26 protein-coding genes are annotated in these 24362 nt (G+C 63.4%); 10 read left to right on the top strand and 16 right to left on the bottom strand.

The genetic code is table 11. From position 1 onward, the window contains the following. Nucleotides 1–171 precede the first annotated feature (171 nt). The 4 genes from CXR02_RS02995 to CXR02_RS03010 form a co-directional block, all read right to left on the bottom strand. On the bottom strand, nucleotides 172–519 hold the full coding sequence (locus CXR02_RS02995) for an RNA polymerase-binding protein RbpA (protein WP_003802221.1): 348 nt from the start codon (nucleotides 517–519) through the stop codon (nucleotides 172–174). A 247-nt stretch (nucleotides 520–766) separates the two neighbouring features. After that, entirely contained in the window at nucleotides 767–1717 is a 951-nt protein-coding gene (locus CXR02_RS03000) for an SPFH domain-containing protein (RefSeq protein ID WP_056340024.1), read from the bottom strand. Nucleotides 1718–1749: 32 nt separating this feature from the next. Beyond that, on the bottom strand, nucleotides 1750–2214 hold the full coding sequence (locus CXR02_RS03005; protein ID WP_104060872.1) for an NfeD family protein: 465 nt from the start codon (nucleotides 2212–2214) through the stop codon (nucleotides 1750–1752). Between the two features lie 102 nt (nucleotides 2215–2316). After that, entirely contained in the window at nucleotides 2317–3204 is an 888-nt protein-coding gene (locus CXR02_RS03010; protein WP_104060668.1) for a methyltransferase domain-containing protein, read from the bottom strand. A 100-nt stretch (nucleotides 3205–3304) separates the two neighbouring features. Between CXR02_RS03010 and CXR02_RS03015 the strand changes: the two genes are divergently transcribed. Then, nucleotides 3305–5302 (top strand): S9 family peptidase, encoded by a 1998-nt coding sequence (locus tag CXR02_RS03015; RefSeq protein WP_104060669.1) that lies wholly within the window; start codon nucleotides 3305–3307, stop codon nucleotides 5300–5302. Between the two features lie 36 nt (nucleotides 5303–5338). Here the strand turns inward: CXR02_RS03015 and CXR02_RS03020 are convergent, their stop codons facing one another. Next, on the bottom strand, nucleotides 5339–6004 hold the full coding sequence (locus CXR02_RS03020; protein ID WP_104060670.1) for a peptide deformylase: 666 nt from the start codon (nucleotides 6002–6004) through the stop codon (nucleotides 5339–5341). A gap of 59 nt (nucleotides 6005–6063) precedes the next feature. Between CXR02_RS03020 and CXR02_RS03025 the strand changes: the two genes are divergently transcribed. Continuing rightward, a complete protein-coding gene (locus CXR02_RS03025) occupies nucleotides 6064–6483 on the top strand; it encodes a nuclear transport factor 2 family protein (protein WP_181037108.1) in 420 nt (139 codons plus the stop codon). A 22-nt stretch (nucleotides 6484–6505) separates the two neighbouring features. On the opposite strand, the gene CXR02_RS03030 is transcribed toward CXR02_RS03025, so the two are convergent. From CXR02_RS03030 to CXR02_RS03045, 4 genes are all read right to left on the bottom strand, one after another. Continuing rightward, a complete protein-coding gene (locus CXR02_RS03030; protein ID WP_104060671.1) occupies nucleotides 6506–7648 on the bottom strand; it encodes an NAD(P)/FAD-dependent oxidoreductase in 1143 nt (380 codons plus the stop codon). Next, nucleotides 7641–8333, bottom strand: a complete 693-nt coding sequence (locus CXR02_RS03035) for a class I SAM-dependent methyltransferase (protein WP_104060672.1) — start codon at nucleotides 8331–8333, stop codon at nucleotides 7641–7643. The genes CXR02_RS03030 and CXR02_RS03035 overlap by 8 nt, the downstream gene beginning before the upstream one ends. Nucleotides 8334–8345: 12 nt before the next feature. Next, on the bottom strand, nucleotides 8346–9527 hold the full coding sequence (locus tag CXR02_RS03040; protein ID WP_104060673.1) for a type III polyketide synthase: 1182 nt from the start codon (nucleotides 9525–9527) through the stop codon (nucleotides 8346–8348). 492 nt (nucleotides 9528–10019) lie between these two features. Next, on the bottom strand, nucleotides 10020–10415 hold the full coding sequence (locus tag CXR02_RS03045; RefSeq protein ID WP_104060674.1) for a VOC family protein: 396 nt from the start codon (nucleotides 10413–10415) through the stop codon (nucleotides 10020–10022). Nucleotides 10416–10529: 114 nt separating this feature from the next. Here CXR02_RS03045 and CXR02_RS03050 point away from each other — a divergent pair, with 114 nt between their 5' ends. Together CXR02_RS03050 and CXR02_RS03055 are read left to right on the top strand one after the other, a co-directional pair. After that, on the top strand, nucleotides 10530–10925 hold the full coding sequence (locus tag CXR02_RS03050) for a DUF3054 domain-containing protein (protein ID WP_104060675.1): 396 nt from the start codon (nucleotides 10530–10532) through the stop codon (nucleotides 10923–10925). Between the two features lie 120 nt (nucleotides 10926–11045). Continuing rightward, a complete protein-coding gene (locus tag CXR02_RS03055) occupies nucleotides 11046–11327 on the top strand; it encodes an Lrp/AsnC family transcriptional regulator (RefSeq protein WP_056340053.1) in 282 nt (93 codons plus the stop codon). A gap of 67 nt (nucleotides 11328–11394) precedes the next feature. Here the strand turns inward: CXR02_RS03055 and trpD are convergent, their stop codons facing one another. Beyond that, complete coding sequence (gene trpD, locus CXR02_RS03060) at nucleotides 11395–12453, bottom strand: anthranilate phosphoribosyltransferase (RefSeq protein WP_104060676.1); 1059 nt, start codon at nucleotides 12451–12453, stop codon at nucleotides 11395–11397. 111 nt (nucleotides 12454–12564) lie between these two features. Here trpD and CXR02_RS03065 point away from each other — a divergent pair, with 111 nt between their 5' ends. From CXR02_RS03065 to CXR02_RS03080, 4 genes are all read left to right on the top strand, one after another. After that, a complete protein-coding gene (locus CXR02_RS03065) occupies nucleotides 12565–13239 on the top strand; it encodes a heme-copper oxidase subunit III (RefSeq protein WP_258060715.1) in 675 nt (224 codons plus the stop codon). A gap of 87 nt (nucleotides 13240–13326) precedes the next feature. Beyond that, nucleotides 13327–14115, top strand: a complete 789-nt coding sequence (locus CXR02_RS03070) for a c-type cytochrome (protein WP_104060678.1) — start codon at nucleotides 13327–13329, stop codon at nucleotides 14113–14115. A gap of 99 nt (nucleotides 14116–14214) precedes the next feature. Beyond that, the gene (locus tag CXR02_RS03075; protein ID WP_056340063.1) at nucleotides 14215–15285 is read left to right on the top strand and encodes a ubiquinol-cytochrome c reductase iron-sulfur subunit; all 1071 of its coding nucleotides are present in this window, start codon (nucleotides 14215–14217) and stop codon (nucleotides 15283–15285) included. Next, nucleotides 15263–16936: a cytochrome bc complex cytochrome b subunit gene (locus CXR02_RS03080; protein WP_104060679.1), complete on the top strand. Its 1674-nt coding sequence runs from the start codon at nucleotides 15263–15265 to the stop codon at nucleotides 16934–16936. The genes CXR02_RS03075 and CXR02_RS03080 overlap by 23 nt, the downstream gene beginning before the upstream one ends. A gap of 96 nt (nucleotides 16937–17032) precedes the next feature. On the opposite strand, the gene CXR02_RS03085 is transcribed toward CXR02_RS03080, so the two are convergent. Further along, the gene (locus tag CXR02_RS03085) at nucleotides 17033–17824 is read right to left on the bottom strand and encodes a GntR family transcriptional regulator (protein ID WP_104060680.1); all 792 of its coding nucleotides are present in this window, start codon (nucleotides 17822–17824) and stop codon (nucleotides 17033–17035) included. A gap of 185 nt (nucleotides 17825–18009) precedes the next feature. Here CXR02_RS03085 and CXR02_RS03090 point away from each other — a divergent pair, with 185 nt between their 5' ends. After that, a complete protein-coding gene (locus CXR02_RS03090; RefSeq protein WP_104060681.1) occupies nucleotides 18010–18303 on the top strand; it encodes an HPr family phosphocarrier protein in 294 nt (97 codons plus the stop codon). Between the two features lie 139 nt (nucleotides 18304–18442). Here CXR02_RS03090 and CXR02_RS03095 read toward each other — a convergent pair whose 3' ends face one another. From CXR02_RS03095 to CXR02_RS03115, 5 genes are all read right to left on the bottom strand, one after another. Beyond that, nucleotides 18443–18844, bottom strand: coding sequence for a cytochrome c oxidase subunit 4 (locus CXR02_RS03095; protein ID WP_104060682.1), 402 nt, complete (start codon nucleotides 18842–18844; stop codon nucleotides 18443–18445). Then, the gene (ctaD, locus tag CXR02_RS03100) at nucleotides 18841–20568 is read right to left on the bottom strand and encodes a cytochrome c oxidase subunit I (RefSeq protein ID WP_104060683.1); all 1728 of its coding nucleotides are present in this window, start codon (nucleotides 20566–20568) and stop codon (nucleotides 18841–18843) included. Before ctaD ends, CXR02_RS03095 begins: the two co-directional genes overlap by 4 nt. Before the next feature lie 10 nt (nucleotides 20569–20578). After that, on the bottom strand, nucleotides 20579–21451 hold the full coding sequence (gene coxB, locus CXR02_RS03105; protein WP_104060684.1) for a cytochrome c oxidase subunit II: 873 nt from the start codon (nucleotides 21449–21451) through the stop codon (nucleotides 20579–20581). Nucleotides 21452–21639: 188 nt separating this feature from the next. Further along, on the bottom strand, nucleotides 21640–22029 hold the full coding sequence (locus CXR02_RS03110) for an iron-sulfur cluster assembly accessory protein (RefSeq protein ID WP_104060685.1): 390 nt from the start codon (nucleotides 22027–22029) through the stop codon (nucleotides 21640–21642). A gap of 184 nt (nucleotides 22030–22213) precedes the next feature. Beyond that, complete coding sequence (locus CXR02_RS03115; protein ID WP_104060874.1) at nucleotides 22214–23659, bottom strand: dipeptidase; 1446 nt, start codon at nucleotides 23657–23659, stop codon at nucleotides 22214–22216. 54 nt (nucleotides 23660–23713) lie between these two features. On the opposite strand from CXR02_RS03115, the gene CXR02_RS03120 reads away from it, so the two are divergent. Next, on the top strand, nucleotides 23714–24316 hold the full coding sequence (locus CXR02_RS03120; RefSeq protein WP_058932432.1) for a DUF3043 domain-containing protein: 603 nt from the start codon (nucleotides 23714–23716) through the stop codon (nucleotides 24314–24316). Nucleotides 24317–24362 lie beyond the last annotated feature (46 nt).

A 24362-nucleotide genomic window follows, 5' to 3' on the forward strand; every position in this document is an offset into this window, starting at 1 on the left:
TACTCCAGCCGAGCGTCTACGTGATTTACTACTAACCACCTAACCAACAGGTGTTGCAACGATCCCCAGAATCCAAGATCACGTTGCTGGCCCGGCCCTTTCTTAATACGTTCAGATCGCGTCAATCGGTGACGCTATGACCTCGGTGGGAGGCCGTGACCGCCGCTGGGGTCAGGCGCTGCGCCGTTCGCCACGGCGTTCGCGCAGGATGGTCAGCCGGTCCTCGAGGATCTGCTCCAGCTCCGGAAGGGAACGGCGCTCCAGGAGCATGTCCCAGTGCGTACGGACAGCCTTTTCGTTGCTGGTGTCCGGACGTTCGCCATCAACGAGGAGCGCTTCCTTACCCGTCTTGGAAACCCACACAGGAGGAATTTCAGCCTCTGAAGAGAACGTTACGAAGACCTGCTCGCCGTCCTCGCACCGGTATTCGACGCGCTGGCGCGGGGCCGGCTCAACGCCGGACTCGGTCTCCATGCTCTGCGCGCCAAGGCGCATACCCCGCAGGCTGCGATCGCTCATGTTTTCTCCCTCTGGTCGGTTCGCGGAGCAGGACTCCACGCAAGCCGGAACGGCATAACCGCCCCGGACTACTGTGTGCACTGTGCTGCATCATAAGATTCAACGCATTGCGAAGCTTTCTTGTTCCAGCGGATCTGGTCCGACCGGACAAATACTCAATTATACCGGCGTGGGGCCTAGCCGCAAAACGGGAGGGGACCCGCGACCAAGCGCGAATCCCCTCCCGGCCCGTGTAAGGCGATCCGTGTCAGGACCCAGGCTGTTTAGCGGGTTCCTCGTCGAACAGCCCGCCGCCGCCCGCGGTCGGATCAGGATTGGTACCGCCGAGCGCCTGGCCGATGCCCTTGAGTGCCTCGCCAATTTCGCTGGGAATGATCCACAGCTTGTTTGATGATCCCTCTGCTATTTTCGGAAGCGTCTGCAGGTACTGGTACGCGAGGAGCTTCTGGTCGGGGTTTCCCTTGTGGATGGCGTCGAAGACCTTCTGGATGGCCTGTGCCTCACCGTCTGCGCGGAGGATGGCTGCCTTCGCGTCGCCCTCAGCCGCAAGGATCGAGGCCTGCCGCTGGCCCTCAGCCGTGAGGATGGCGGACTGCTTGGTGCCTTCGGCCGTGAGGATCGCAGCGCGGCGGTCTCGCTCGGCCCGCATCTGCTTCTCCATCGAGTCCTGGATCGAGTGGGGCGGATCAATGGCCTTGAGCTCCACGCGCGAGACCCGGATGCCCCAGCGACCGGTTGCCTCGTCCAGGACACCGCGCAGCTGGCCGTTGATCTGGTCGCGGGATGTGAGCGCCTCTTCCAGGTTCAGGCCGCCCACAACGTTACGCAGTGTGGTAGTGGTGAGTTGCTCCACGGCCTGGATGTAATTGGCAATCTCATAGGTGGCGGCGCGCGGATCAGTGACCTGGAAGTACACCACAGTGTCGATGGACACCACCAGGTTGTCTTCGGTGATGACAGGCTGCGGTGGAAAGGACACCACCTGCTCCCTCAGGTCCAGGAGCGGCAGGAGCCGGTCCACAAACGGGATCAAGATGGTGAGTCCCGGGTTCAGGGTCCGCTGGTACTTGCCGAGCCGTTCAACGACGCCGGCCCTCGCCTGCGGGATAATCCGCACTGAGCGGACCAAGACAATGATCACGAACACGATCAGGACCACCAGCACAATGGCCAGGGCGGCTCCTCCTGCGTTATCCATACGACTCCTATTCCCCAATTGTTAGGCTGTACTTAGGACTGAGTGGCCTGCTCCGGCTGGGCGGAAACAACAGCCGTGGCCCCGTCGATGGCGGACACTACTGCCTTCTGGCCGGCAGGCAGGACGCCGCCGGAGGACCGGGCGCTCCAGACATCGCCCCCGATCTTGACGAGGCCGCCGGTGGAGCTGACTGCTTCCATCACGAGGGCCTGCTCGCCGATGAGCCGGTCAATGTTGGTGCGCTGGTCGGCGGGCCCCTTTTTCAGGTGGCTTAGTGCCACCGGGCGGACAAAGGCGATCATCAGCAGTGAGACGACGCAGAACACCACAATCTGCAGCCACAGGTCAGCGCCGGCAAAATCTGCGACGAGCGCGGCAAGTGTTCCGCCGCCGAGCATAATGAAGAACAGGTCAAGGGTGATCATTTCGATCACTGCGAATGCGAGGAAGGCGGTGAGCCACAGGGCCCACCAGTTTTCGCCGAGCCATTCAAACATTCCGTCCCCCTTGACCATCCGGTAGCTGTCTATTTATCCTAGTCCGCCGGAAAGCAGGACGGCAGGTTGCGTGAAGGGCAGCGGTTGAACGTGGCCAAGTCGTTACGGCGCGGACCGCACTGTACGGAAGACCGTGATCCGGAATCGTGCCTCCACCTGGGTTGACTCCCCGCCGCTCCCGATTTTGGCCGCAATGGCCGTGCGGTCCAGGTGGTGCCCGGCCGGACCCATAAAGGCCAGGTCAGCAAGCTCCCCGGGCGTTAGCATCATCAGGATATCCAGGTCCCGGGTGGACTCGGCGGCGAAGTGCGGCGAGAGGGAATCTGCCAGCCGCGCGTCCTTGTCATCCTCGATGGACAGCATCCCCGCCTGGGCGGCAACGGCGGCCAGGTGTCCGGCGCGCGGCGTCACCACCACCAGCCTTCCGCCGGGGCGGAGCACCCTGGCGAATTCGGCGGCGTTTCGGGGAGCAAAGATCACCGTGATGGCGTCGACGGCGGCGTCGGCCACCGGGAGCGGCTGCCACACATCGCAGGCAAGGCTGACGGCCTCGGGGTTGAGGCGCGCGGCGCGGCGGAGCGCGAACTTGGAGATGTCGAGCGCGACGGCGGCGCAACTGGCGGTGCGCCGCTGCACCTCATCCAGCACCACCCTGAGATAGTGGCCGGTCCCCGTACCCGAATCGAGGACCGTGAACGGTTCGCCCGGGGTTATCCCGGGCACAACGGCGGCCGCGACGGCGTCTGCCAGGGGGCGGTAATGCCCGCCGTCGAGGAAAGCGAACCGGGCCGCCACCATCTCTGCGGTGTCGGCTTCAAAGACTGTCCCCTTACCCACCAGCAGGTTGAAATAGCCCTGTTTCGCCGCGTCGAAGCCGTGCCCGGATCCGCAGACCAGGGCCTTGCGGGCCGCGTCACCCGGCCCGACCCGGACATTCAGTGCGGCGCCGCACACGGGGCAGCGCAGCGGAGGGCGAGGGCTTGATGGCATACGGACCATCTTAGGGCGGGGAGCGGGCCGGCGCGGAGCCCGCGCGAGTGGCCCGGCCGCATGTTCGCGTGGGGGAAAGCCGCACGTTAGGCTCACGTGGGTGAAGCCAGAACACCTCCCGCTGCTCAATTCCGTCTCCGCGCCGGCCGTTCACCCGGACGGCAGCCGCGCTGTTGTGTCGGTGACCAGGCCGGATTTCACTGCTGATTCCTACGTGGGCCAGCTGTGGAACATCCCGTTGAACCAGGAGCAGCTGCCGCGGCGAATAACCAGGGGCTTCCGGGACACCGTCCCTGCCTTCTCTCCTGATGGGCTGGGCCTCGCCTTCCTCCGGACGGGCGGACCGTCGTCGAAAGCGCAGCTCGTCGTGGTGGAGGCCGGCGGCGGTGAACCCCAGGTCATTACCGACAGGCTGCTCGGAGTGGAATCCTTCGCCTGGTCTCCTGATTCGCGCCGGATAGTCTTCAGCTCCCGCGAGCCCGAGACCGGACGGTACGGCAGCAGCGAAGCCATCACCGCAGAGGCGGAGGCCCCACGGCTGATCTCCTCCTACCAGTACAGGCTGAACAGCGTTGGCTACACGCGCGACAAGCCGCGGCAGCTGTTCATCGTGGACGTCCCGGAACTCGGCAGCGAACCGCTGGCACCGCCTGCGGCTCCGTCGCTGCCGGAAGCCCGGCAGCTGGCGTCGCTCGCCACGGACGCCAGCTCCGGAGTTTTCAGTGCAGACGGATCAGCCGTCTACTTTGTGGCAGCACCGCCGGAGAACGATGACGACTTGGCCACCTCGATCTACAGGGTGCCGGTCACCGGCGGCGACCCCCTCCTGGTGGATAAAGGAGTAGCCGCACCTCAAACCGTCTCGGAGGTCCGGCAGTCCCGGGACGGAAAGTGGCTGTTCTACATTGCCCGGGACCTGGGCGGCTCGGGCCGGGACTTCGTGGCACGGAACGCCGTGCTGTACTGCGTAGCGGCCGACGGCGGCATGCCGGTTGCGCTGACCGACCCGGAGTTGATGGACGTTGCGGCGCCGGGTGCCCGGATTGAGCTCCGCGGCCCGGACCACGCCCTCGTCCTGAACAACGCGCAAGGCTCGGTTGAGCTCCTCGAGCTGGGGGCGGCGGGCGGGCATGCCCTGCTGGTGCACGGCGACAAGGTGGTGACGGGGGCTGCCTGGGCGGGTGGTTCGCTGCTCGTCGTATTCGGCGATCCGTCCACCCAGGGGGACGTCGCAGTACTCAACGACGGGCAGCTGCGACTGCTGACAGACTTTTCGGCCGTTCTGCGGACACAGTCGGACATTGTGGTTCCACAGGAGCTGACGTTTGAGGCGCCCGATGGCTATCCCGTCCATGGCTGGCTCGTCAGGCCTGCGGGCAAGGGGCCGCACCCGGTCCTGCTGAACATCCATGGCGGGCCGTTTGCCCAGTTCACCGTTGCCCTGTTCGACGAAGCCCAGGTGTACGCGGCTGCGGGCTATGCCGTGCTGATGTGCAATCCGCGCGGCTCCGCCGGCTACGGCCGGGAACACGGGCTGGCCATCAAGGGCCGCTTTGGCACCGACGACATGGAGGATGTCCTCGCGTTCCTGGACGGGGCGCTGGCCAAATTTCCGGCGCTGGACGCGGGCCGGCTGGGCATAATGGGCGGCTCGTACGGCGGATACCTGACCGCCTGGACCATCGCGCACCACCACAGGTTCCAGGGTGCCATTGTGGAGCGTGGATTCCTGGACCCGGTCAGTTTCGAGGGCTCGGCCGACATTGGCTGGTACTTCGGCAACGAATATCTCGGCAGCTCAACGGTGGGGGTCGCCGCGCAAAGCCCGTTCGAGCACGTGGGCAACGTGCAGACCCCGACGCTGGTCATCCACAGCGAAAACGATCTCAGGTGTCCGCTGGAGCAGGGCCAGCGGTATTTCACGGCCCTGAAGCGCCAGGGTGTGGAAACCCAGCTGCTGGTGTTCCCGGGCGAGGACCATGAACTTTCCCGGTCAGGCAGGCCGCAGCACCGGCGTCAGAGGTTCGAGCACATCCTGCGCTGGTGGGCCCGGTTCCTCCCGACCGACGCAAATCCGGCAGACGCACCGCCGGAGTGACGAGGTGGCGTGCTGGCGTGCAGGCGTGCAGGCGCGTCAGGGGTTCTCGGGCAGGAATCCCAAGGCCGCACGGGCCTTTCCGATCCCCGGCTCGGCCCAGTTGGCGGCATACTCGGCGTTGGAGCTCAAGGACCTCAACTCGGCGCGGTCAATGTAGAGGGTGCCATGGAGGTGATCGGTTTCGTGCTGCACAATTCTCGCCTGCCAGCCCTCGAATTCCTGTTCCGACGCCAGGCCTCCGGGGGTGTCAAACCGGAGCAGCACCCGTTCTGGCCGTACTACCACTGCCTGCAGGCCGGTCAGTGAGAGGCACCCCTCGAAGAACGCGGCGTTTTCCGTTCCGACGGCCGTGTAGTGCGGGTTGATGATGGTGAGGAACTCCAGCGGACTGCGGTGCCGCAGTGCAGCGGCCTCGGGGTCGACGTCGTACTGGTCCTCAAGGACTGCCAGCTGCAGCGGAATTCCGAGTTGCGGGGCGGCCAGCCCCACACCAGGGGCTTCGTGCATCACGTCGCGCATGAGGGCAATCAACTGGTCCAGCTCGCCGGCGCTGATCTGGCCGTCGAAGGACGCGGCCCGCTGGCGGAGTACGGGATTCCCGGCCTGGACGATGGGCGGCAGCGATCCCGCAGACAGGATTTCCTGCACCCGTTCCCTCAGACGCGCAGGAGTGAATGAAGTGGGCGGTGATACAGCGGTCATGCGGAAAGCCTAGCGGCGGACGCCGCAGGGCGTCGGCCGCGTCGGCTACTGTCGATGCCATGGCTGAACTGATTACGTCCGAACCCAACGCACTGGAACTTGTCCTGGACTTTATCCGGACCCTGGAAGCCGGCGGTGACGGCGGGGCCATCGGCCGTTTCCTCGCTGCGGACTTCGTGTTGGTCGAGGCGCCGCATCTGCTCGCGGTTGAAGGCTCCACGCGGACGCGGGACCAGGCGATGGCTGGCCTCGATCAAAGCGGCGAAGTGGTGGCGGACCAGAAGTTCGAGATCCGCCGCACTACCTGCGAAGGCGGTCGGGTTGTGGTGGAGGCCGACTGGTCGGCGAGGACGCTGATGGACCTGCGGTACTGGGATGCCGGGGAGACCATCCGCGCCCGGACGTCGTCGGTCTTTGAAGTCCGGGGCGGCCTGATCATCAGCCAGGACAGTTACGACTGCTACTTCGCGAACTCCTGACCCGTCGCCCTCCGGCGCGGGTTTACTGCATGGTGAACCGGCGGGCCACCAGCCTGTTTGCCGCCGGAATGCCGGACACCGCGCTGACTGCGTGGTTCCTCAACGCCAGGAACGGCGGCGCCATCGGGCGCCCCAGCATCATGTTCACTTCGGACTGCCATCGCGCCACCGAGGCGGCCTTACGACGCCGGGCGGAATAGGCGTGCAGGCGCTGGCCAACCGGTTTCCCCGCCAGGGCATCACAGATGATCGGCGCGAGCTCCGCCGCCTCCAGCCAGCCAAGGTTCATGCCCTGGCCGCCGATGGGGCTTATTTCATGGGCAGCATCGCCGATCAGGACCGCCCGCCCCGCGATAGATCGGCAAGCCACCGTGGAGCGCGGGCTGAAGCTGCTGAGCATACTGTTGGTGGCCGCGTCCGGCCGGATCCCCGTACGCTGGTGGACCATCCGCGCCAGTTCGACGGCGTCCGGGACTGCTGCGGGCCGGGGAATCCTCACTACCCACCGGCGGCGACCGCCCGGCAGCGGAAAGGATTCCACTATCCCTTCCGCTTCGAGGTACAGGACGGCTTCGTTCAGGTTTTCGCCGGTACCTTCGAAATCACCCATCACATAATGGTCGGGATAGGTTCGGGACGTGGCCGGGATGCCCAGCAGGCTGCGCATCAGGGACCGCGAGCCGTCGGCGCCGACCAAAAGCCGTGAGGTGATCCGGGTGCCGGCACCGCCCGCGTTGGTCGCCTCAGCGACGACGGTGACCAGTCCGCCGTCGTCCGCTATTTCCGTCACCCTAGTGCCCCTGACCAACGCGGCGCCATCCAGTTCGTGTACACGCCGTTCCAGCAGGGTTTCCGTTGTGACCTGGGGGAGGGACAGGACAAACGGGAAGCACTCCGAGACGGATGCGAAGGACATTGACCCTACGGTCTTCGTGCCGCTGACTGCGATGCCGCCACGGATCTGCACGCCGGCATCAACCATGGCACTGGCCACGGCTACCCTGTCCAGCGCCGCGAGGGCGGGGGGATGGATGCCGATGGCCCGCGAGTGAGGTTCCCGGCGGAGCCGCTGTTCAAGGACCTGGACCGCGACGCCGTCCTGAAGCAACAGGGCGGCGAGATACAGACCCACGGGTCCGCCGCCGACGATCACCACGTCAGCCATCGGGATGCTCCGGGCGGTGCAGGAGGACCTGATGGAACGGGGAGTGGCGCGCCACCTGCCAGCCCGGGGGAGCAGCGGCGGCGAGTTCTGCCTGGGTGTAGCTGCGCCTGATGGAGGTCAGGCCGTCCGCGCGGATGAACGAGCCGCGGAAGGGGAGGGCCGCCAGGGAGAAAAGTGCGTAGGCTGCGATGTTCCGGCGGAGGTCGTTGTGCAGGGAAATCCGGCGCGCCAGGGCTTGCGAATCTGCCAGGAGCCGAGCCAGGTCTGCCGGTTGGAGGTGGTGGATGACGTGGTTCGAGATAACGACGTCGAACCGGCGGCCTTCGCGGACCAGGTCGGCACTGTCTGCCTGGCGGAACCGGACTGAGACGTGGTGGGGGCGGTGTGACGAGTAGCTGTATGCCCTGGCGTCCGGGTCAATGCCGGTGACCTCGAGCAGCAGTTTGTCCCGGGCGGACCAGAGGGCGAGCTGGCGTGCCAGGTCCCCACCGCCGCATCCTATGTCGAGGAGCGTGGTTTCAGAGTCGGAGGAGAGCAGTGGGCGAAGCTCGCGGCGGTACAGCTGCCGCCAGCCGGAGAAGAGCCGGTTCACCAGTTCGAATTGCCGGTACGTGAGCTCCAGTTTGGTCGGATCACAGTCCGGCAGGTCCATCATTTCCACTGCGTCCGCAGCCCTTTGCCGCATCAGGGACACAGGCTAGACCAGTGACGAGGCTGCCTCGGGCTGCACCGCCCGTTTTCCGGTGGCTGCCTGGCGCAGTTTCGTGAAGAGCCCGGTTTCCACCGTGAGTCCGGGGCCGAACGCCATGGAGCAGATGCGTTCCTCACCCTCCACCGGCGGCTGCTCCAGGATGTGCCTGAGGACAAACAGCACGGTGGCGCTGCTCATGTTGCCGTAGTCCCGCAAAGTATCCCGTGCCGGAACAAGTTGCTCGTCGGTGAGTTCAAGGCGCGTCTGGACCTTGTCAAGGATGCTCCGGCCGCCGGGATGGATGGCCCAATGGCGGATGTCCCGGTAGGGGAGTCCGCGCAGCGAGGGATCCCGGGCCAGCAGTGGCGCGAGGGCGCCGATGATGTGATCGTCGATGATGTGGGGGACGTAGTTGCCCAGCACCATTTCGAAGCCATGGTCGCCGATGTTCCAGGCCATGGATTCCTCGCCCACCGGCGTAAGGACGGTTTCGAAGTGGTCCAGTTGCATCAGCGCAGGTGTGTCCGGATCATTCCGGGCCGTAATGATGGCTGCCGCCGCGCCGTCGGCGAACAGCGCCGAACCCATGATGGTGTCGGGATCGTTCGAGGTCCGCACGTGCAGGGAGCACAGCTCGGCACAGACCACCAGGACAACGGCCTCCGGATCTGCTTCGCAGAACGACTTGGCGGCCCGCAGCGCCGGAAAGGCGGCATAGCAGCCCATGAATCCGAGGTGATAACGCTGGACGGCCGGGTCCAGCCCCAGCGCGCGGACGATCTTATAGTCAGGACCCGGGTTGAAGAATCCGGTGCAGGAGACGGTAATGACGTGGGTTATGTCAAGCAAGGACATTTCCGGGCAGGCGTCCACGGCAGCCCGGGCGGACTCGATGAAAAGTTTGGTGACCTCCCGGGCGAAGATCTCGTTGCGCACCTTGGTGGTGGGGTTCAGGAGCAGGCCCGTGGCGGGATCAAAAAACTGCGGAGCGTCCGAACGGAACGCCATGGTCATTTCTTCGACGGCGGTATGGCGCGTATCGATGGCGGCGGAATCGAAGCAAGTACTCACCAGCCGCGAGCCCAGCCTGGTCAGGCCAGGCTGAGCTGCAAAAACGTCGCGGGCTTCGGTCTGGACCAGCAAGGTGGGCGGAACAGCAGTTTCGAGTGAACGCACGTAGACCGTCATTGGTTCATTCTTGGCGAGCACAAGGGATTAGACAATGGCGACGTGCGGCAACATCAAACGGAAGCCCCGGAGTCGCCCGCTAAACGTCGGCCAAATGCAGGTTCGTTCTCAATGTAATTGTCAGTCGCGACGTGGGAACTGACAGGCTGGATGAGACAAATCTGCAGGATTCTTTCTCATTCGTGTTGTCAGTTCCGTAAATCGTTGACCGGACCCTGAGTGGCTGGGAAGATGATCAGCTAGCCACTCGATGCCATGGCGGGACGCTGACAAGTTGAATGAGAATCGTCCAAAATACGTACGCTGACACGTTCAATGCGAAAACTGACATCTGGAATGAGAACGGACAATGCAGGCCACTCTCCGCTCTCAGGTCACGCCGATAATCTACATTATGTAAAGTAATACTCTTTGTATCTCATCAAGTAGATACGCGGCACCATCCCGCAGCCGTCCTTTCTCAATTTAGTTGGCCATTTTCGCAACCTAGTACTAATGCGGGGCCGCATCCGGCACAACCGCCGGTGGATGCCGACTGACCAGCCCCACCGTGTTCCCTTCCGAGTCACGGATGAAGGCCATCCACTCATCGGTTCCTGCCGGACCCAGGGTGGCGTCGCCATGGTGGAAGATCACCTGCGGCAGCGCAACTACCTCCACTCCCCTGCCCTGCAGGACGCTGATGCTGGTCCGGACATCCTCCACCTCCAGATAGAGGACCGACGACGGTGCGCCGCGCTCCAGGAGGAGTCGGACGCCGTCCAGATCGAAGAACAGGAGTCCCGGCGGGTCGTAGACCGCCGCTGGCTGCATCCCGAGCAGCTGTGAATAGAACTCCGCGGCCCGCTGGAGGTCATGTGCCTGCTGGGCCACCTGGATCAGGCGCACCGTGCCTCCCGCTTGATAAGCACCGCTGTTGTCCCACCCATCTTCCTTAATCCCCCCGTAGCAGGGCAAGCATCAGGACCGGGCCGCCGCCGTCGCCGGGTTAGGCTCGAAGTCATGACCTGGACCCAGCAGCAATCCGCAACCGGCGGCAGGCGCGCCATCACCGCCGCGGCACTGTCCGACGCCGTCCTCATCCTTGTTTTCGCAGCCATCGGCAGGGACGCCCACCAGCGCGGCGACATTGTCACCGGCGTGTTCCTCACCGCATGGCCGTTCCTGGCCGGGGCCGCCATCGCCTGGCTTGCGGGGCGGGCGTGGCGGAGTCCGCTGTCCATGGCAACCGGCGTCGTGGTCTGGCTTGGCGCCGTGGCCGGCGGCATGATCCTGAGGGCGCTGACGGGACAGAGCGTAGTACTGGCCTTCGTGGTTGTTGCGCTCTTGAGCCTGGGGTTGTTCCTGGTGGGCTACCGGGCACTTCTTGCACTGGTACGCAGGCTTAGAAAGTCGTGAAGGGGCCGCCGGCCACGCGTCCGGGGCACGCCTGATGGACACGGCCCATGTAATAGGCTGGCATCACCACAGAGTCTTGCCGGGCACAGCTACGGCCAACAGATCCGGAAGGATTGAACAGTGATCACCGCATTCGTTCTGATCAAGACCGACGCCGCGCGCATCCCGGAAACCGCCGAGGAAATTTCCGCGATCCCAGGCATCAGCGAGGTCTATTCCGTCACGGGCGAATGGGACCTCATCGCCGTTGCCCGCGTCGCCCGGCACGAGGACCTGGCTGACGTCATTGCCGACAAGCTGTCAAAGGTGCCCGCGGTGGTTCACACCACTACACACATTGCCTTCCGTGCCTACTCGCAACACGATCTCGACGCGGCATTCGCTCTCGGCTTCGAACAGTAGGACCACTTCCCCTGAAACAGACGCGGGCCCGGCTTCACAGCCAGGCCCGCGTCCTTTCCTGTCCACTTCAAGGCCGCGTGAGCGAAACCCACTTATCGAGGACCGCAGCGGCAGCACCGCTATCAATCGATTCCGCGGCCCGGGCAAGCGCCGAACGCATACGCTCCAGGAACGGGCCCTCGGACGATTCATCAAAGGCCACCAGTCCAGCGGCCGCGTTCAGCAGAACGGCATCCCGGGCTGCGCCGGTCTTGCCGGCCAGGACATCACGTACGACGGCGGCATTCGCCTGGGCGTCCCCGCCACGGAGGTCCTCCACAGTCGCGGGACGGATGCCAAGCCCGGCCGGCTCAAAATTCAGCTCAGAGACAGCGCCGTCGCGGATTTCCCAGACGGTGGAGGGACCCGTTGTAGTCAGTTCGTCCAGTCCGTCATTGCCGCGGAAAACCAGGCCGCGGCTGCCCCGCTTCGCCAGGACGCCTGCAACCAGTGGAGCCATACGGGCATTCGCCACTCCCACGGCTGAGGCCTGGACAAGAGCCGGGTTGGTCAGAGGTCCCAGGAAATTAAAGGCTGTGGGGATGGCGAGTTCCCGGCGGGGTACGGCGGTGTGACGGAAAGACGGGTGGAACACCTGCGCGAAGCAGAAAGTGATTCCAGCCTCCCCCGCGTTGCGTGCCACCTGGGCCACCGGGAGGTCGAGCCTGACCCCCAGCGCTTCAAGCACGTCAGCCGAGCCGGAGGACGAAGACGCTGCACGGTTGCCGTGCTTGACGACCTTCGCTCCGGCGCCCGCAGCAACTAGGGCGGACATGGTGGAAATGTTGACGGTATTGAGCTGGTCCCCGCCGGTACCAACGATGTCCAGCTTCTGACCGGGGATATCGATGGGTGTTGCATGGCGCAGCATCGCGTCCACCAGACCCGAGATTTCGTCCACGGTTTCGCCCTTGGCGCTGAGGGCAACCAGGAATCCGGCGATCTGCGCGGGGGTGGCCTCCCCGGACATGATTCTGTCCATAGCCCACGCGGTATTGTCCGCAGTGAGGTCAGTACCGTTGATAAGAGCCGAGATGAGCCGCGGCCAGGTGTTGCTGTCCGCCGGGGCGGTTGCCTGAGAAGTCACCTTCTGATGCTATCGAGCCACCTCGGACCTGACCAATGTGAACGTCGCCGGGAACTTTTCATAGTGATTTCGCGTCTTTGTAGAAAAAGTCCCCCCAAAAGGCGGTTCGCGTTGGGAACTACGGACTTTTATAGACATAATGTCTATGTGACATCTGCGACCCATGCCCCCAGTACCCCGGCGCACCCCACGCTGAACCGCCCCAATATGGTTTCTGTCGGAACCGTAGTTTGGCTGTCCAGTGAGTTGATGTTCTTCGCCGGTCTCTTCGCCATGTACTTCACGCTGCGCTCCACGAGCGGACAGATGTGGGCGGAAGAGACAGCAAAGCTCAACTTCCCCTTTGCGCTCGTCAACACGATCGTCCTTGTGGCCAGTTCCTTTACTTGCCAGATGGGCGTCTTCGCCGCCGAACGGCTGCAGCCTCGCAAGACAGGCGGCCCGTTCCAGTTCTCCCGCTGGGGCATGAACGAATGGTTCACGCTGACCTTCATCATGGGTGCGTTCTTCGTCGCCGGCCAGGCAACTGAATACGCGATGCTTGTTTCCGAACACGTTTCGCTCTCATCCAACGCCTACGGCTCATCCTTCTATATCACCACCGGCTTCCACGGTCTGCACGTAATCGGCGGCCTCATTGCCTTCCTCTTCATCATCGGACGCTCGTTCGCAGCAAAGAAGTTCGGCCACTTCGAAGCAACCTCCGCGATCGTCACGTCATACTACTGGCACTTTGTGGACGTTGTCTGGATCGGCCTCTTCCTGGTCATCTACGTACTGAAGTAGTCAAGCTTTGATTCCTTTTCTACAAGAGGCAGAATTTCAAGAAGCGGCTCACGGAGCCGGCGCACGATCGAATAAAGGAACCACCACGTGAAGGCTCTCTCGCAAAAGCGGCGTCACCCACTCGCAGTAATCGCGCTGCTACTGATGGGACTCCTCGTCACTGGTGGGCTGTATGCCGTTGCCACCACCGTCAACGAGGCCAAGGCATCCACCACCAGCTTCAGCGCCAATGACACCACCGAGGGCGAAAAGCTCTTTGAGGCTAACTGCGCCACCTGCCACGGCATGGGCGCGAGCGGCAGCCAGGATGGCCCCTCGCTGGTCGGCGTCGGTGCTGCGTCCGTTGATTTCCAGGTTGGTACCGGCCGGATGCCCATGCAGATGAACGGTCCCCAGGCGTACAAGAAGCCGGCCCAGTTCAACGATGCCCAGACGCATCAGCTTGCAGCCTACGTGGCTTCTCTGGGAGCCGGCCCGGCAATTCCTGAAGAACACCTGCTTGATGAGCAGGGTGACGCCGCCAAGGGTGGCGAGCTCTTCCGCGTGAACTGCGCTATGTGCCACAACGCAGCAGCAGCCGGCGGTGCACTCACCCGTGGCAAGTTCGCTCCCGCCCTTGCCGATGTCTCGGGCAAGCACATCTACGAAGCGATGGTCACCGGACCGCAGAACATGCCCGTCTTCAGTGACGCAAACGTCACCCCCGAGGGCAAGCGCGACATCGTCACGTTCCTGAAGCAGATCGAGGCCAACGGCTCCCCCGGTGGCGCTGACCTCGGAGCCCTGGGCCCTGTCGCCGAAGGACTCTTCGTCTGGGTTGCAGGCCTGGGCGTCATCATCGCGTTCACCATCTGGCTTACTTCCCGGACGTCTTAGGCGCAACGGGAAACTTAAGAACTTCTGCTGCCCAGTCAGCAGTTTGAAATTGAAAACTAACCCGGCAGACGCCGGGACGAGAGAAGGATGAGGCGAATTATGGGCAACCATAGTGACGGCAGTCCGAACCACTCGGGCACCGTAGCTACGGCTGGTCAGAATGAGGTGGAGAAGTTCCAGGATCCTGGAATTCCCCCGCACCGTTTGCGCCTGGCCGACACGGACCCGAAGGCCGCAAAGCGTGCAGAACGGCAGGTCGCCGTGCTTTTCGGCGCCTCAGTTGTCGGCACCCTGATCTTCCTGGTCGCGTACTTCGCCATTGACTTGGGCGAGGGCACGAGCATCGCCACGATCCGGCTGCAGAACGCCCTGCTGGGCGTTGGCACCGCGTTTGCGATGCTCGGCATCGGCACCGGTATTGTGCACTGGGCCAAGGCCCTGATGCCGGACCATGAAGTCTCCGAAGAGCGCCATCCCATCCGCACCGAAGAAGACCGCCTGGCGGCAGTCCGGATCGTGGATGACATCGTGGAAGAGACCGGCATCAAGCGCCGCCCGCTCATCCGCAACACGCTGCTCGGTGCTATGGCCCTGGCCCCGCTTCCCGCGATTGCGGTTTTCGGTGACCTTGGCCCCCGCCCCGACCGGGCGCTGTCCCACACTATGTGGGCACCGCAGGAGGGCAAGCTCAAGCGCCTCACCCGCGACCCCGACGGCACACCTATCAAGGCCTCTGACGTCACCATCGGTTCGGCCTTCCACGTGATTCCTGAGGGCCTGAACGAACTGCATGAAGGCAAGCTCAACGAAAAGGCCAAGGCAGTTGTCCTGCTGATGCGCCTGGATCCGGCCTCGCTGAACCCGTCGGCGGGCCGCGAAGACTGGAGCTACAACGGAATCGTTGCCTACTCCAAGATCTGCACCCACGTCGGTTGCCCCGTTGCTCTGTACGAGCAGCAGACGCACCACCTGCTGTGCCCGTGCCACCAGTCCACCTTTGACCTCACGAACGAGTGCAAGGTGATCTTTGGCCCGGCCAGCCGGCCCCTCCCCCAGCTGCCGATTGCAGTGGACGCCGAGGGCTACCTGGTCGCAACCAGCGACTTCAATGAACCTGTAGGACCGAGTTACTGGGAGCGTGATGAGCATGAGCGCAGCATCAAGAGCTGAAGCCCCCGCCTTCGTCGCCACGACTAAAGCAGGACGCATCACTGATTTTGTTGACGCGCGAGTTGGCGGATCAGGAATCCTGCGCGAGTTCGGACGCAAGGTATTCCCCGACCACTGGTCATTCATGTTCGGTGAAGTCGCCCTCTATTCCTTCGTCATCCTGCTGCTCTCGGGCACCTTCCTGACGTTCTGGTTTGATCCGTCCATGGCGGAGACCCACTACGACGGTTCTTACCTGCCGTTGAAGAACGTCGAGATGTCGGTGGCGTACAGCTCCTCGCTGGACATTTCCTTTGACATCCGTGGTGGCCTGTTCATGCGCCAGGTTCACCACTGGGCCGCACTGCTGTTCGTCGCCTCGATCGGCGTTCACATGCTGCGTGTTTTCTTCACAGGAGCCTTCCGCAAACCGCGTGAAATGAACTGGGTTGTCGGCAGCGTCCTGCTGATCCTCGCCATGGCAGCCGGGTTCACTGGCTACTCACTCCCCGATGACCTGCTTTCCGGCAACGGCCTGCGGATCATCGATGGTGTTATCAAGTCCATCCCCGTGGTTGGTACCTACATTTCCTTCTTCCTCTTCGGCGGCGAGTTCCCGGGAACGGCTGTTATTGGCCGCCTGTACATGCTGCACATCCTGCTGGTGCCCGCGCTCATCCTGTTGATGATCGTCCTGCACCTGTTCATGGTGGTTGTGCACAAGCACACCCAGTACCCCGGCCCCGGCCGCAACGACGGCAACGTTGTTGGCTACCCGCTCGGCCCTGTATACGCAGCCAAGGCCGGCGGCTTCTTCTTCATCGTCTTCGGTGTCGTTGCCCTGATGGCGGCTTTCTTCACGATCAACCCGATCTGGAACTACGGCCCCTACGATCCCTCGCCGGTTTCTGCCGGCACCCAGCCTGACTGGTACATCGGGTTCGTTGACGGTGCACTGAGGCTCATGCCCGGTGTCATCGGTGATTTCCAGTTCGAGTACGTTGTGTTCGGCTACGTGCTGACGCTGAACGTTCTGCTGCCCGCCCTGGTGCCTGCGGGGATTCTGTTCACGGTGATGTTTATGTACCCGTGGATCGAAAGTTGGATCACCAAGGACACCCGCGAACACCATGTCCTGGACCGTCCGAGGAACGCCCCCACCCGCACCGCCATCGGCGTCGCCGGTTTCGTCTGGTACTGCGTGATGTGGGCGGCCGCTGGTTCGGACCTCATCGCCACACACTTCCACGTGTCCCTGAACGATGTGACGTACTGGCTCCGCGCCTTGTTCTTCATCGGCCCGGTCATCGCGTTTATGGTTGCCAAGCGAGTTGCCCTCGCGCTCCAGCGCAAGGACCGCGAAATCGCACTCCATGGCCGGGAGACCGGACGCATTGTCCGCCTTCCGCATGGCGAATTCATCGAAGTGCACGCACCGCTGGATGAGTACAAGCGCTACAAGCTCGTCGGATTCGAATCCCCCGCGCCGCTGCCGGCGGTCCCCAACGACCACGGGATCGTGACGCGCAAGGAAAAGCAGCGTGCTTTCCTCTCCAAGTGGTTCTTTGAAGACCGTGTTGCACCGGCCACGCCTGCAGAGCTGGAAGCCGCACACGGCCACCACGCCCCTGCGGTAGAGGCCGGCGAGGAAACCAAGAGCCTCAGCCACTAGCACTCATAGCAGTAACGGGAAAAGGCCCGGTCCATTTGGACCGGGCCTTTTCCCGTTAATTGCGGCCGGCCGCTGTTGGCTACTGCCGGGCCGCTCCTAGTGGTTGCGGTAACCCAGCGACTGGTTCCGGGCAGGCCTCGCACCTGGCCGCTGGAGGGGTACCCATAGCTTGTAGCGGTCGGCCCGGTAGTACGAAACTGAGTAGTCCACCATCGCCCTGGCAACAAAGGCGTGCCTCTGAATCTTGAGCAAGGGGGCGCCGACGTCGACGTTGAGCAGGCGGGCCGTAGAGGGGGAAGCAGCTGTCGCCTCGATCATGTCCTCCCCCCACTCCATCACGAGGCCGAACTGCTCACTCAGCACGTTGTAGAGCGATGTTGGGGGCTCGCCGTCCAAGAGACCCGGGACGCGCTGCGCCGGGATGAAGTTCTCGTCCACGCTCATCGGCTCACCGTCCGCCAGCAGCAGCCGACGGAAACGCACCAGTGGCGTCCCTTCCTCCACCTGCAGTTCGCGAGCTAGGAAGGCGCTTGCGCCGATCTGTTCAAAGCTCAGGACCTTGGCGGCCGGCACCATGCCGCGGCGCTGCATCTCTTCACTGTACGAGGTGAGCTTTACCTGAAGGTCCAGTTTGGGCTTCCGCACGAACGTGCCGAGACCGACAACCCGCTCGAGGACTTCCTCGCCGACCAAAGCGTCGATGGCCTGCCGGACAGTCATCCGGGCCAGGCCGAACCGCAAGGCAAGATCCCGTTCCGAGGGCAGCGCAGAACCTGGAGGGCAGGAATCGCTGATGTAGGCCCGGAGGATCTCCCTGAGCTGGATATAGATGGCGGTCCCGCTGCTGCGGTCGATCTCGCCGGCAACGGCGCCGGCATCAGCAGCCACGGAGGTAGGTCCTTGCTTCAGTTTTCACTATCCAAGCTTAAGGCAAGCAGCACCGCTGGACTAGACCAGTTCCAGCAACCGACCGGTCCCACTCCCCCGTTTCGTCGCGCGGCCATCCAGCCGGATATATTGGACAGGAAATTCAGCGATGACGGTGTGGGGTCCGTCAGGAGATCGGAGACCCCTTGCCAGTGCATAAGGCCGTTGTGTCAGCGTCAGTCGGCTTGCATGCCCGTCCCGCCGCAATGTTCGTGAGGGCAGTGACTGAAACCGGACTTCCCGTCACCATCCGCAGGGCCGGCATCCAGGGTGTCGACGCCCGTTCCCTGCTGGAAGTCATGACTGCCGACTTTCCCTTCGGCTGCGAAGTAGAGCTTTCAGTCCCCGAAGGCGCCCTCAGCGGCCCCGTCAGTCACCGCGACGCCGAGGAGGCCTTACGGATGCTGGCTGAACTCCTGGAGTCACAGGGAGCCAGCTAGCCCCTCCCAGGGTCCATTGTCCCTTGACTCCCGCGCCAAATCGACGCTCCAACCGAATTGACAAGAACGACGTCGGGCCCCACCAGAAGGTGGGGCCCGACGTCGTAATGTGCAATTCTTTGCTGAAGCTCAGCGGCTTCTAGTGGGCGTGGTCCCCACGGCTGTACTCGAAGACCCACCCCACGAGGGCTACGACTGCGAGGCCGGCTGCAATGAACAGGATCCACCAACCCACTGCGAGGCCCAGGAATCCGCCCGCACAGGCGAGGCCCAGAACCAGCGGCCACCAGCTCCAGGGGCTGAAGTGCCCCTGTTCGCCGGCGCCCTCGTGGATCTCGGCATCGTTGCGGTCCTCGGGACGCATGCCGACGCGCTTGCCGGTGAACCCAAGGTAGCCGCCGATCATCCCGGAAAGCCCACCCACCAGGAGGATCCCGAGGGTTCCGACCCACTCATGCCAGTCGGTCAGGAAACCGTAGACCAGGGAAACCGGTACGAAGAAGAAGACTCCGGCTCCAAATATCCATGATTCGATTTTCACTTGGCAGTGTCCTTCTGGTCGGCGTTACCGAGCACCGCTGCTGCGGCTGCAGGCGATTCAACGGTGTGTACCTGCGAGAGCTCCGGGTGGTGGAGGTCCAGGGCGGGACGCTCCGAACGGATCCGGGGCAGCGAGGTGAAGTTGTGGCGCGGCGGCGGGCAGGAAGTGGCCCACTCAAGCGACGCTCCGAAGCCCCACGGGTCATCCACTTCAACGCGCTCGGAGCTGCGCCAGGTGATGTAAACGTTCCAGAAGAAGGGAATCAGGGATGCGCCCAGAACAAACGAGGAGATGGTGGAGAACTGGTTCATCCAGGTGAAGTTGTCCTCCACCAGGTAGTCCGCGTAACGGCGGGGCATGCCTTCAACGCCCAGCCAGTGCTGGATCAGGAACGTGCCGTGGAAGCCAAGGAACAGCAGCCAGAAGTGGATCTTGCCGAGGCGCTCGTTCAGCATCTTGCCGGTCCACTTGGGCCACCAGAAGTAGAAGCCTGCGAACATCGCGAACACCACAGTGCCGAACACCACGTAGTGGAAGTGCGCCACCACGAAGTAGGAGTCAGAAACGTGGAAGTCCAGCGGCGGCGAAGCCAGGATGATCCCGGTCAGGCCACCGAAGAGGAACGTGATGAGGAAGCCGATGCTCCACAGCATGGGGGTCTCGAATGTAATGGACCCCCGCCACATGGTGCCGATCCAGTTGAAGAACTTCACGCCGGTCGGGACCGCGATCAGCATGGTCATAAAGGCGAAGAACGGCAGCAGCACCGAACCGGTCACGTACATGTGGTGTGCCCACACGGTCACGGACAGTGCCGCAATGGCGATGGTGGCGTAGACCAGGCCCTTGTAGCCGAAGATCGGTTTGCGGCTGAAGACCGGGAAGATCTCGGACACAATGCCGAAGAATGGCAGCGCAATGATGTACACCTCGGGGTGGCCGAAGAACCAGAACAGGTGCTGCCACAGGACCGCGCCGCCGTTCTCCGGATCGAAGATGTGGGCACCGAAGCGGCGATCCGCGCCGAGCGCGAACAGTGCCGCAGCCAGCGGGGGGAAGGCCATCAGCACGAGGATGGACGTCACCAGGGCGTTCCAGGTGAAGATGGGCATCCGCCACATGGTCATGCCAGGAGCACGCATGCAGATGATGGTGGTAATGAAGTTGACCGCGCCCAGGATAGTGCCGAAGCCGGACAGCGCCAGGCCGAAGACCCACAGGTCACCACCGATGCCAGGGCTGAATGTCGTGTTGGACAGCGGCGCGTAGGCGAACCAGCCGAACGACGCCGCACCCTGCGGGGTGATGAAGCCGGACACCGCGATGGTGGATCCGAAGAGGAAGAACCAGAAGGCCAGTGCGTTCAGCCGCGGGAACGCGACGTCGGGGGCACCGATCTGTAGGGGCATGATGACGTTCGTGAAGCCGGCGAACAGCGGCGTCGCGAACATCAGCAGCATGACGGTGCCGTGCATCGTGAACAGCTGGTTGTACTGCTCTTTGGTCTGCAGGATCTGCATGCCCGGTTCGAACAGTTCAGCCCGGATGAGCAGAGCCATGACGCCACCGAGGCAGAAGAACACAAACGACGCGATGAGGTACATGTACCCGATGGTCTTGTGGTCGGTGGAGGTGATCCAGTTGACGACGATGCGTCCCTTGGACCTAGGAACTACGGGAGCCTCAAGGGTTCCGGCAGGTGCGGTCTGGGTATAAGTAGCCACGTCGCTCCCCTTACTTAATTTCGTTCAGGTTCGGGTTGCGGTCATACTCTTCGCCGAGGAGTCCCGTGTTGCCATCTGCCTTGAGCTTGTCCATGTGAGCCTGGAATTCGGTCTCAGAGACAACCTTGACGCGGAACAGCATTTCGGAGTGGTACTCGCCACAGAGCTCGGCGCACTTGCCGTCGTAGGTTCCCTCTTTAGTGGGCGTGAACCTGATGTAGTTGGTCTTGCCGGGGATCATGTCGCGCTTCTGCAGGAAGGCGGGAACCCAGAAAGAGTGGATGACATCGCGGGAGTTCAGTTCAAGGTCAACGGACTTTCCAACCGGCAGGTAGAGCGTCGGCAGCGCTTCCTTGTCGATGGTGTTGCCCGTCAGGTGTGCCTGGACTCCAGCTTCGTGGACATCCTCGGTTACGACCTCGCCGGACTTGTAGTTGAAGTCCCAAGCCCACTGCTTGCCGCGTACGTCAACAACGACGTCGGCCGGCTTGGAACGGTCATCGATCGCCTGCTGGTCACGGTCGGTGAAGTAGAAGAACACCAGGACCATGAACAGCGGGATGGTCAGGTAGAAGACCTCCAACGGGAGGTTAAAGCTGGTCTGCCGCGGGAAACCCGTGGTGCCCTTGCGGCGGCGGTAGGCGACAAGGCACCAAACGATCAAGCCCCACGTGATGATGCCCACAATGAGGGCTGCAATCCATGAGTTGACCCAGAGGTCCATGATCCGGTCAGTGTGATTGGTGGTGCCACGCTCGGTGGGCAGCCACCCCTTCTCTACCTCTGGCGAACATCCAGTCAAAACCAACGCGCCGGCAACTGCCAAGCCTGAGATCGTAGTGATCGTTTTGCGTCGGCTGCCGGTTCGGTTCTGCGAACTCACAGACGGCCCTTCCTACTTGTTGCTGTTGCCCGGCCACCCAAGGGGCCGTCCGGGCACACTAAAAGTTTTACTACTCGGTGTAGAGCTTACCGCTCTGCCGGGCGTTTCGCCCACATGTCGGCGCCGTGCCTCCGTGCCGTTTTTGGCGGACGGAAAGCACGGCGCCGGCATCGGGCGAAAGAACCGGGTCAGTGGAACGAATCACCACAGGCGCAGGAGCCACCGGCGTTGGGGTTGTCGATGGTGAAACCCTGTTTGGAGATGGTGTCCTCGAAGTCGATGCTGGCACCGCTGAGGTACGGCACGCTCATCTTGTCCACCACGACTTCGACGCCGTCATAGTCGCGGACGGCATCTCCATCGAGGAGGCGCTCGTCGAAGTACAGCTGGTAAATGAGGCCGGAGCAGCCGCCGGGCTGGACGGCAACGCGGAGGCGGAGATCGGTCCGGCCCTCCTGCTCCAGGAGGCTGCGCACCTTGCCTGCTGCGACGTCGGTCAGTTTGACCTCGTGTGCGGCCAGTTCTTCGCTGGCAGCGCTGGTGGTCTCGGTGATGTTCTCGTTGGTTGCGGTGCTCATTTGGCCTACCTTAGGACGGTCCTGGCGGCCCCGCGTCAGCGGTGCCTGCCCCTACGGATACGGTACGGGCTATAGCTACATGCTACTTCGGTCAGCCCTGTAGCTCTAACTCCTGACGTAACCAAGCCTGCCCGCTGATTGTTCCCGACGGTGGAGGAATGCCGGCATCAGAGGGGCACGGGATTCAGGCCAGGCCTTCTGCGTTCATCCGGGCGAGCAGCAGCGCCTCGGCGACCACGGCGTTCCTGAAATCACCAATGTGAAGGGACTCGTTGGCACTGTGGGCACGGGAATCGGGATCCTCAACACCGGTCACGAGGATCTGGACGTCCGGATAGACGTCCATCAGGTCCGCAATAAAGGGAATCGACCCGCCGATCCCCATCTCCACCGCCGGAACACCCCAGGCTTCCCCCAGCGCCCACATGGCGAACGTCGCCGCCTTGGAGGATGTATCAGCGAGGAACGACTTTCCGCTTTCCCCGGGAGTGAACACCACCTTTGCCCCAAAGGGCGCATTGGCCTGGACGTGGCGTTGAACGGCTTCCATCGCTGCCGCCGGATCCTGGCCGGGCGCCAGGCGCAGGCTGAACTTGGCACGCGCCCGGGGCAGGAGCGTGTTCGAGGCCACGTCCACGGCGGGCGCATCGAAGCCGATGATGGACAGCGCGGGCTTAGTCCACAGCCGTGCGGCGATGCTTCCGGTGCCGGCGAGCCGGACGCCGTCGAGAACGGAGGAATCAGCACGGTACTCCGCCTCGGTGAGCTCCACGCCGACGTTGTCATTCGATACGAGGCCTTCGATGGCCACGTTGCCGTCAGCGTCGTGGAGGGTGGCAATCAAACGGGACAGCAGGGTTGGCGCGTCCAGCACGGGTCCGCCGAACATACCCGAGTGGACAGCATGCTCCAGCACCTGGACTTCGATGGTTCCGTCCACAAGGCCGCGCAGGCTGGTGGTCAGGGCGGGAATGCCCACCTTCCAGTTGCTGGAGTCGGCCACCACGATCACATCGGCCCGCAGCAGCTCCCGGTGCGTTTCGAGGAAGGAACGGAAGGTGGGAGAACCAGCTTCCTCCTCACCTTCGCAGAAGAACGTCACACCAAGGCCGAATTCCGTGCCCAGAACCTCGGTCGCTGCAGCATAGGCGGCCACATGGGCCATGATCCCGGCCTTGTCGTCAGCAGCGCCACGGCCGTATAACCTGCCGTCCCGTTCGACGGCGGCGAAGGGCTCCGTTTCCCACAGCGCCGGATCCCCCGGCGGCTGGACGTCGTGGTGGGCGTACAGCAGAATGGTCGGCTTTCCTTCGGCCGCCCGTCGGCGTGCGACGACGGCAGGTCCGCCGGGGGTGCCGTCCTCCTTGTTACTGCGCAGGACCTGGACATCCTCAAGGCCGGCGGCGCGCAGCAGTTCCGCTACGGCCTGCGCGCTGGCTTCCAAGGGCGCAGGATCGAAACTCGGCCAGGCGATGCCGGGAATGGCCACAAGTTCCTTGAGCCGGTGGAGGGTTGTGGCGAAGGAACCTGCCACGGAGAGCCTGAGTCCGTCCGCGTCGATGGCCGGTGCAGGGTGGCCGGGGCCGGGGGTGTTGGCGTCGGACGGACTGGCTGCTGGAGTGGGAGACATGGCGAACACAATACCCGCGCCGAATCTCCTTGGGCCGCAAGGTATTCTGTTCACGTGTTCGGACGTAAAAAGGAAGCGCCAACGGCGCAGCAATCAATAGACCAGCAGGCCGCTGAAGCGGCAGCCCGGCAGGATGCCGCGTTGGGCAAGGGTGCGCCCACGCCCAAGCGCAAAGCCCAGGAGGCTGCCCGCAAACGGCCCCTGGTGCCGGAGGACCGCAAGGCGTCGAAGGCCGCTGAGCGCCAGGCTATCCAGGACCAGCGGACCAAAATGCGCCAGGCGCTTGACACAGGTGATGAAAAGTTCCTGCCCCTGCGCGACAAGGGTCCGCAGAAGCGTTATGCCCGCGACTACGTGGATGCGCGCTTCAGCCTGGGCGAATACCTCATGTTCGGCGCCCTGGTATTTGTCATCATTTCCCTCATTGTTCCGGCTTCCAGCGAGCAGATGGTTTATGTCCTGGGCGGTTTTTGGGTGATGTTCCTGGCCGTGTTTGTGGATGTGTTCATTCTGTCCAGGCAGCTCCGCAAGAAGCTGACCGAGAAGTTCGGCGGGGTTGAGCGTGGCACGGTTTGGTACGGCTCGATGCGGTCCCTGCAGTTCCGCAAGCTGCGCCTGCCCAAGCCGCTTGTGAAGCGCGGCCAATACCCGTCCTGACGTGTAGGCCGGACCAGACCCGGCAGCACTCCTCCCTTAAACGACG

The sequence above is a fragment of the Arthrobacter sp. 4R501 genome, from assembly GCF_002929755.1.
Taxonomy (GTDB): domain Bacteria; phylum Actinomycetota; class Actinomycetes; order Actinomycetales; family Micrococcaceae; genus Arthrobacter.